Annotated in this window: 12 protein-coding genes and 1 pseudogene; 5 read left to right on the plus strand and 8 right to left on the minus strand. The window is 60.1% G+C overall.

The genetic code is table 11. The features are described from left to right. Positions 1-371 precede the first annotated feature (371 nt). Complete coding sequence (locus ACILQR_RS17200; RefSeq protein WP_395652585.1) at positions 372-761, plus strand: hypothetical protein; 390 nt, start codon at positions 372-374, stop codon at positions 759-761. A gap of 26 nt (positions 762-787) precedes the next feature. Here ACILQR_RS17200 and ACILQR_RS17205 read toward each other — a convergent pair whose 3' ends face one another. Together ACILQR_RS17205 and ACILQR_RS17210 are read right to left on the minus strand one after the other, a co-directional pair. Further along, a complete protein-coding gene (locus ACILQR_RS17205; protein ID WP_395652586.1) occupies positions 788-1,354 on the minus strand; it encodes a hypothetical protein in 567 nt (188 codons plus the stop codon). Continuing rightward, positions 1,351-1,515: a hypothetical protein gene (locus ACILQR_RS17210; protein WP_395652587.1), complete on the minus strand. Its 165-nt coding sequence runs from the start codon at positions 1,513-1,515 to the stop codon at positions 1,351-1,353. Before ACILQR_RS17210 ends, ACILQR_RS17205 begins: the two co-directional genes overlap by 4 nt. A gap of 74 nt (positions 1,516-1,589) precedes the next feature. On the opposite strand from ACILQR_RS17210, the gene ACILQR_RS17215 reads away from it, so the two are divergent. Continuing rightward, a complete protein-coding gene (locus tag ACILQR_RS17215) occupies positions 1,590-1,781 on the plus strand; it encodes a hypothetical protein (protein ID WP_395652588.1) in 192 nt (63 codons plus the stop codon). A gap of 119 nt (positions 1,782-1,900) precedes the next feature. Here the strand turns inward: ACILQR_RS17215 and ACILQR_RS17220 are convergent, their stop codons facing one another. The 6 genes and pseudogenes from ACILQR_RS17220 to ACILQR_RS17245 all read right to left on the minus strand — a co-directional run bounded on the left by ACILQR_RS17220 (position 1,901) and on the right by ACILQR_RS17245 (position 4,435). After that, entirely contained in the window at positions 1,901-2,287 is a 387-nt protein-coding gene (locus ACILQR_RS17220) for a hypothetical protein (RefSeq protein WP_395652589.1), read from the minus strand. Next, positions 2,284-3,258 (minus strand): tyrosine-type recombinase/integrase, encoded by a 975-nt coding sequence (locus ACILQR_RS17225; RefSeq protein WP_395652590.1) that lies wholly within the window; start codon positions 3,256-3,258, stop codon positions 2,284-2,286. The genes ACILQR_RS17220 and ACILQR_RS17225 overlap by 4 nt, the downstream gene beginning before the upstream one ends. 14 nt (positions 3,259-3,272) lie before the next feature. Beyond that, a pseudogene (locus tag ACILQR_RS17230) lies at positions 3,273-3,413 on the minus strand (helix-turn-helix domain-containing protein); the annotation flags it as partial. A gap of 169 nt (positions 3,414-3,582) precedes the next feature. Continuing rightward, positions 3,583-3,753 (minus strand): hypothetical protein, encoded by a 171-nt coding sequence (locus ACILQR_RS17235; protein WP_395652591.1) that lies wholly within the window; start codon positions 3,751-3,753, stop codon positions 3,583-3,585. Next, a complete protein-coding gene (locus ACILQR_RS17240; protein ID WP_395652592.1) occupies positions 3,750-4,028 on the minus strand; it encodes a hypothetical protein in 279 nt (92 codons plus the stop codon). Before ACILQR_RS17240 ends, ACILQR_RS17235 begins: the two co-directional genes overlap by 4 nt. 92 nt (positions 4,029-4,120) lie before the next feature. Next, the gene (locus ACILQR_RS17245) at positions 4,121-4,435 is read right to left on the minus strand and encodes a helix-turn-helix domain-containing protein (RefSeq protein WP_395652593.1); all 315 of its coding nucleotides are present in this window, start codon (positions 4,433-4,435) and stop codon (positions 4,121-4,123) included. A 73-nt stretch (positions 4,436-4,508) separates the two neighbouring features. Between ACILQR_RS17245 and ACILQR_RS17250 the strand changes: the two genes are divergently transcribed. The 3 genes from ACILQR_RS17250 (at position 4,509) to ACILQR_RS17260 (ending at position 5,692) form a co-directional block, all read left to right on the plus strand. Then, positions 4,509-4,742, plus strand: a complete 234-nt coding sequence (locus ACILQR_RS17250; RefSeq protein WP_395652594.1) for a hypothetical protein — start codon at positions 4,509-4,511, stop codon at positions 4,740-4,742. After that, the gene (locus tag ACILQR_RS17255; protein ID WP_395652595.1) at positions 4,742-5,044 is read left to right on the plus strand and encodes a hypothetical protein; all 303 of its coding nucleotides are present in this window, start codon (positions 4,742-4,744) and stop codon (positions 5,042-5,044) included. The genes ACILQR_RS17250 and ACILQR_RS17255 overlap by 1 nt, the downstream gene beginning before the upstream one ends. A 186-nt stretch (positions 5,045-5,230) precedes the next feature. Further along, complete coding sequence (locus tag ACILQR_RS17260; RefSeq protein WP_395652596.1) at positions 5,231-5,692, plus strand: VRR-NUC domain-containing protein; 462 nt, start codon at positions 5,231-5,233, stop codon at positions 5,690-5,692. Positions 5,693-5,877: the final 185 nt, after the last annotated feature.

Consider the following 5,877-nt stretch of genomic DNA (forward strand, 5'->3'; position numbering starts at 1 on the left):
ATCCAAACAACCGAAGCCGCCTGCCGTGACTGGAAGCCGATCACGTATTCCTATTGCGTGGCCGATAGCTGCACGATTGAAGACCCGCTGAACCTTTACGACACAGAGGAAACCGTTCGGCAGATCGAGCGGGTCAACCTGTATTTCGGTGCCCTATGCAAGGAGTAACGTGCGGGCCAGATTGGTTACTGGCTCGGGGATAGCTAATCGTACGCCTAACACCCGCTGTCTGCAAACAACGTCGGCCTTGTTGCAGCTCGGCCGATAAAGATGAAGGCTCCAATGCCCCAGGGAAATGCTCTTACACCCGCGTGTCTATCCACGCCGCCGCACCGCAATAATCTACACCGAACAGCCATAGGGGGCAACCTATGCCGACAAAAATAACCCGCTCCTCGCGCTACGCACCCAAGCCGCCACACAAGCCGGTCTTTCCCGTTCGCAAGCCTGCGCTCGTAAAAGCCTCAGACGAGGCCCTGGCGCCCATCAACGCCGGGAAGGTCAAGGCGCACTATGTCGGCAAGGTGGGCTACCACGGCGTAATCTGGCTGCAATACGTGGCCTTCGCTGCGCTGCTGCTGACGGTGCTTGCGGCGGGGTTCTACGTTCACCGCACGCTCGCCTTGGCAGAAGTCGGCGCGCTGACGTGCAGTGCCGATAACTCGTATATGTGGACGATGCCGACGCCGGACAGCGATGTGCCGGTGTTGAATGACGCGGTGTTGAAAGCGTGCGCGAAGGCTTACAACCCGCTCGGTTAGGCCCGCATTCTGCGAGCCCGTCTGTATCACACAACCCTCAGCTTGCCTTCTGCATACTGTTCCCGCCGCTTGGCGTTGATCTGCTCACGGGCATAAGCCGCAGCTTGGTCAAGCCGTTCCTGCCGGGCTTCGATAACCTCGCGGATTTCCCGGCTGGCAGCATACAAGCCGCCACGGACCATGAACATTGAAAGCTGAAACAACCCAGCCCCAATGGCCAGCATCCAGATTGCAGGCGGTTCCTGACCCATCATCTTTATGATGTAATGCGCCGCATGGACCTGCAACGCGCCGTCAATAATCATGGTCATCAACACGATGAACGTGATCACTGACTGAGCCGGTCCGCCTTCGATAGCCTCCCCGTGAGCCCGTGCAAGGCTAATCGGCGTCATGGCCATCAGGAACGCAAACGCCCCTGCCAGGATCGTGAACGTCCAGCGGATTGCCTCAAGGTCGGTCTTGAGATCACTCCAGACGTGATAGGATAGCGCAACTGTAGAGATCAGGCCAGATACGACCGTTGCAGCGAACGTGACGATATGGCCCTCTTGGAAGTGATGCACCTTGGCGGGTGCCTTGGGCTTTTTCATGCTGCACCCCGCGCCATTTTCTGAAGCTGGCGGAGCAGCGGCATACAGCGCCAGCGGGTCTGCTCGCATGGGCAATCAAGGATCATGCGAGCGGCGATCCGAACGGCCTGCGTGCCGGTCAGGATTTGCTGGTGGGCGAGGTGGGATTGAAGGTTGAACATGGTGGGCTCCTGTGTTGGTGCTTATGGGATATCCCATATTTCCTAACAGGTCGTTATGGGATATCAAAATCGCCATGAGCAGAGACCCGAAACAGATTGAAGCTGAGAGGCGCTACGCGGTGAAGCGTCCGAAGAAGCCCGTCAGCTTCCGCCTGGACGATGACGAGATGGCCGAACTGGACGCCGCCAGGGGGGCGAAGTCGAGGGCCGAGTTTGCGCTAGAGGCGACCATCAAAGCAGCCCGCGCGATCCGAAAACGCGCATAATGCGCGCCACGCTCCGCCTACGGACAACCCCTAATCCCTTGAAAAGACTGGTGGGCGATGCAGGGTTCGAACCTGCGACCCCTGCCGTGTGAAGGCAGTGCTCCCGCTCGCCATAGCTGTCATTCTGCGTCTTTTGCAGGGGGTTCGGCGCCACCAGTGGTCACTGGTTCGGCCTCTGTTCCTGCACGATGCGCATAATGCGCATCGTGCGGTAAATCGGCATACTCGAAATACATGGACCGGCCATCTTCGCCTTTCTGTTTCATCTCAACAGTGAGGTGGCTTTTCTTGCTGCCGTCGTTGTAGCCTTCCACGATGATCTTCATGCCCATGAACGTCATTGAGGTAGAGGGCTCAAAAACTGACACCATTTTCGAGAAATCGACCGACGTATGCAGCTCTCTGTAGAGCCATGGATCCATTCGAAGGGCGTGCGGTTTGTAGCTTCCGGGGGCTTTGTCGCAAGCGTGGAAGTAGAGGCGCTGTATCTTTGGTATGAGGCTCATCCCGCAATCCTTCCTGTTATCCCAACCATAAATTCATCACTGAACCGCGCATAGTGCCGGCGCACGGTGCGCACGTCATCTGAAAGCAGCGCAGCGGCCATGTCGAACGACCCGCCATTGTCCAGCACCCAGCTTGCAGCCGTCCGGCGCAGATCGTGGATGCGCACGTTCTTGAGTCCGGCCCGGCGCACAGCAGCCCCGAACGCCTTCTTGATGCTGGCGATAGGCTCGCCCCGCCATTGGACGACATACGGCCCACGGCGGTCAAGCATGGCCGTCGAGAGCGTCAGGGCCAGCGGTGCGCTGATCGGCACGTAGGGCGTCCGGCGCTTCGTGGCGTTGCCGCCCTGGTATCGCACCAGCATGTTCTCGGTGTCGATGTCATCCCATGTCAGTTCCAGAATTGCGGCGGCGCGCTGCCCGGTATAGACGGCAAGGGCAAGGAATGTGCGCAGGTGGATTTGTTCAGCGGCTTCATACAGCCGGGCGAACTCAGGGCGCGTCAGGAAGCGCTCACGGGGCGGGGCAGGTGTCGGGGCGTCGATGTGCGGCAACTCCTTCAGCCAGCCCTCTTTGCGGCCCCATTCGAGCGCGGCGCGCAGGACACGGGACTGGCGGTTGATCGTGCTGTCAGACGCCCCCTCAGCGCGCCGGGACTTGTGGAACATCCGCACACGGGCACGGGTCAGGCTGGACGGTGAAAGGGGGCCTAGCAAGCGGATAACAGCCTTGGCGTGGTGATGCTCGCCCGGCGCTTCCTCAAGGTATCCCCGGACCAGCATGGCTATATCAAACTCCTGTGGCGGCAGGTCTTGAACCGCCTCGTATTCGGCTAGGAACCGCTCGGCCTGCCAGCGGTCAGTCTCCTTGGAAGAGACGCGACGAGAGCGGCCTTTCTCGGACCAGATGACATACCAGGTGTCTGATCTTCGCCCGTTGATGTTGGGGCGGTCGAGCCTGTATCCTGACATTGAATGAACTCCTCCAGCACTTCCGGCCTGATCCGGATCAGCTTTGGCCCCAGCTTGCAGGTCGATAGTTTACCATCGCGTATCCAGCGGCGCACCGTGGAATCGCCAACGCTCAGCCGTTCTGCGGCTTGGGAAATCGTCAGCAACTGGGTCATGGCCCGTCTCCGAGGTCGGGGGCATCCTCCTCAATCTCCCGCAGCCTGCAAACCTCAATCGCCCGCAGGCACTCGTCAGACATCGGCAAGCATCGCGCCTCTATCGGGCGAAGCTCGCGGAGCAGGGCCTCTAGGCGGGCGCGTTCGTGGGGGTGTTCTACCGTGTACGTCATGCCTCGTCCTCAATCGGCTCGTCGGTTTCGTATCTGTCCCGAATGTCGGCGCGGAAACCCGCCATCTTTTCACGATGGCACTTCGGGCAGGTGTAAGTCAGGAATATTCCGAGCCCGTCGTATTGGGCGGACCTGTTGGCGCGGTGGTAATCGAAGTCGCAGGTCATGCCTTCCTCCACGCGGTGAAGATTTCCCAAGTCGCGCGCCCGGCATCGTCCAGCCAGCTTTCGTCGAGGCCGTCCGCAGGCCAGCCGTACTCCTCGAACGCCGCCTCGGTCAGATACACCGCCGCAACCGGCAGCGCGTCACAGGCGAGTGCGAGCGACTTGGCTTGTGCGAGGGTGAAGATGGCGTTGCAGCCGAGAGCGGCCTTGCGCTCGGTGTCGGCGCGCTCGGCGGTGTCGGCCGCGTACTGGCGCTCGGCGTGGGTGGTTTGAAGCATGGGGCGGTCTCCTTGTGTGAGACCATTATGCATACCGCATAAAACCTTGCAAGCCAAAAATATGCGCGCTGCATAAGTTTTTTTAGGAAACGTCATTCGCTGTTCTTGGCGAGCCCGCGAAGCATACGAAGGGCAGCGGCTCGGTCGCGCTCGGGAATGCGCGTCCAGATGTCCACAATTTCAGCTTCGGCGGCAGGCGCTGCCGCTCGTCCCGACATCAACCAAGTGGCGTCCACCTTGAACGCGCGGGCGTAGCGCTGGGCAGCATCGAAGTCATAATCCCGAGAGCCGTTCTCGTGCGCTGCATACGTAGGGTAGGGGTAGCCAAAGGCATCACACGCCGCTCTGACGCTTGTATAGCCCGCATCCTTGCGCGCCGCCTTTAATCTACTGGCCCGTGATTCCATGACTGGAAATTACGCCAAAAATTTATGCGGCGGGCATTGACACCAATTATGCACAACGCATAAACTGCCTCCCATGATCAGGATTGCAGACATCTTTACCCGACTTGGCGGCGTCACGGTAGTTCGGGACATTACGGGCGCGAACTACCAGACGGTGGTGAGCTGGAAGAAGCGCAACGGCTACATTCCGCAGCACTTCCATCCCGCGATTGTCGCCTACGCCAAGGCCAAAAAGATCAACGTGACGCACGAGTTGCTGGCGGAAGCCGCAGCGAACGAGCGCCGCCTGAAAGAGGGGGCACGCTGATGTCACCCCTCGGCTTTCCTCAGCTCCACGATTTCCGCGCCGCTCGCGCTGCAAGCGTCTTGGATCGCCCGCGCCATATCGGCATGGATCGCAAAGAATACGTGCCTCGGGATTGTGAAGCGCTGGACGACTACACCGTCGGATTTGAGTTCGGCAATGAAGGCTTGGCTTTTGGCGTCCCAGTAGTGGTGCGGAACCTCCGCGAGGTAGTGAGCGAGCATGGATTTTCCCTGACTTTTGTCAGCAGAAAAGCCAAAAACTTCCGTGGCGTCAAGGCGCTTGCCGGGGGTGTTCGCGCATGACCCCCCAAGACGACCAACTCGCCCCCGCTCGCGGCCTTGCATGGGGCTTAATGCTGTCCATCGCGTTCTGGCTCGCCCTGTACCTGATCGTGGGGCTCTCCAATGGCTGACGATTTTTCGAACCACGCCCGTGCTGGGGGTGCCACTACGGGGAGCCGGTTGGGCACAGCCCGCCGCTCCCCCTTTTTGGCTGATGATCTGCCCGAGGCGCTGAAGGGCGGCGCCAAACCTAAGAAGGTCCACACCGTCTCGCCTGCCGCTTCCGAACACCAAATCCAATGCGCCGTGGCGCGGTTCCTCGACCTGGCGCTTGACGGCGTTCCGAACTGCATCTGGTGGGCCGTGCCGAATGGTGGGTTTCGTGACGTTCGCACTGCCAGCAAATTGAAAGCCGAAGGCGTCAAGCCCGGCGTCTCCGACATCATGATCTTATGGGGCGGACGCCTCATCTGCATCGAGCTGAAGACGGCCAAGGGCCGTCAGTCCCCGGAGCAGAAAGAGTGGGCCGATGACGCCACGATGGCCGGCGCTGCCTATTACGTCGCGCGCTCTGTGGAGCAGGTCGAGGAGTTTCTGAGCACGGCGGGGTTGCCGCTGAGGGCTCGTACCAAATCAGCAGCGGGGAGGAGTCCGACGAATAGCAAATAAGTCGGTGCTCCGGGTCTCATCTCGCGCTCCTCCCCGTAGCAACTGCTGACGAGGCTGAGACCCAAAAAAGCAAAGGAGACCCTTATGGGGTTGAACATCATAAGCGCAGATGAGCGCTTGAAACAGAAGACCGGGAGCAAGCTGTTGATTTGCGGCCCGGCAGGGGTGGGCAAGACCAGCCTGCT

This window comes from Brevundimonas sp. (genome assembly GCF_044239655.1).
In the GTDB taxonomy this organism is placed as follows: Bacteria; Pseudomonadota; Alphaproteobacteria; order Caulobacterales; family Caulobacteraceae; genus Brevundimonas.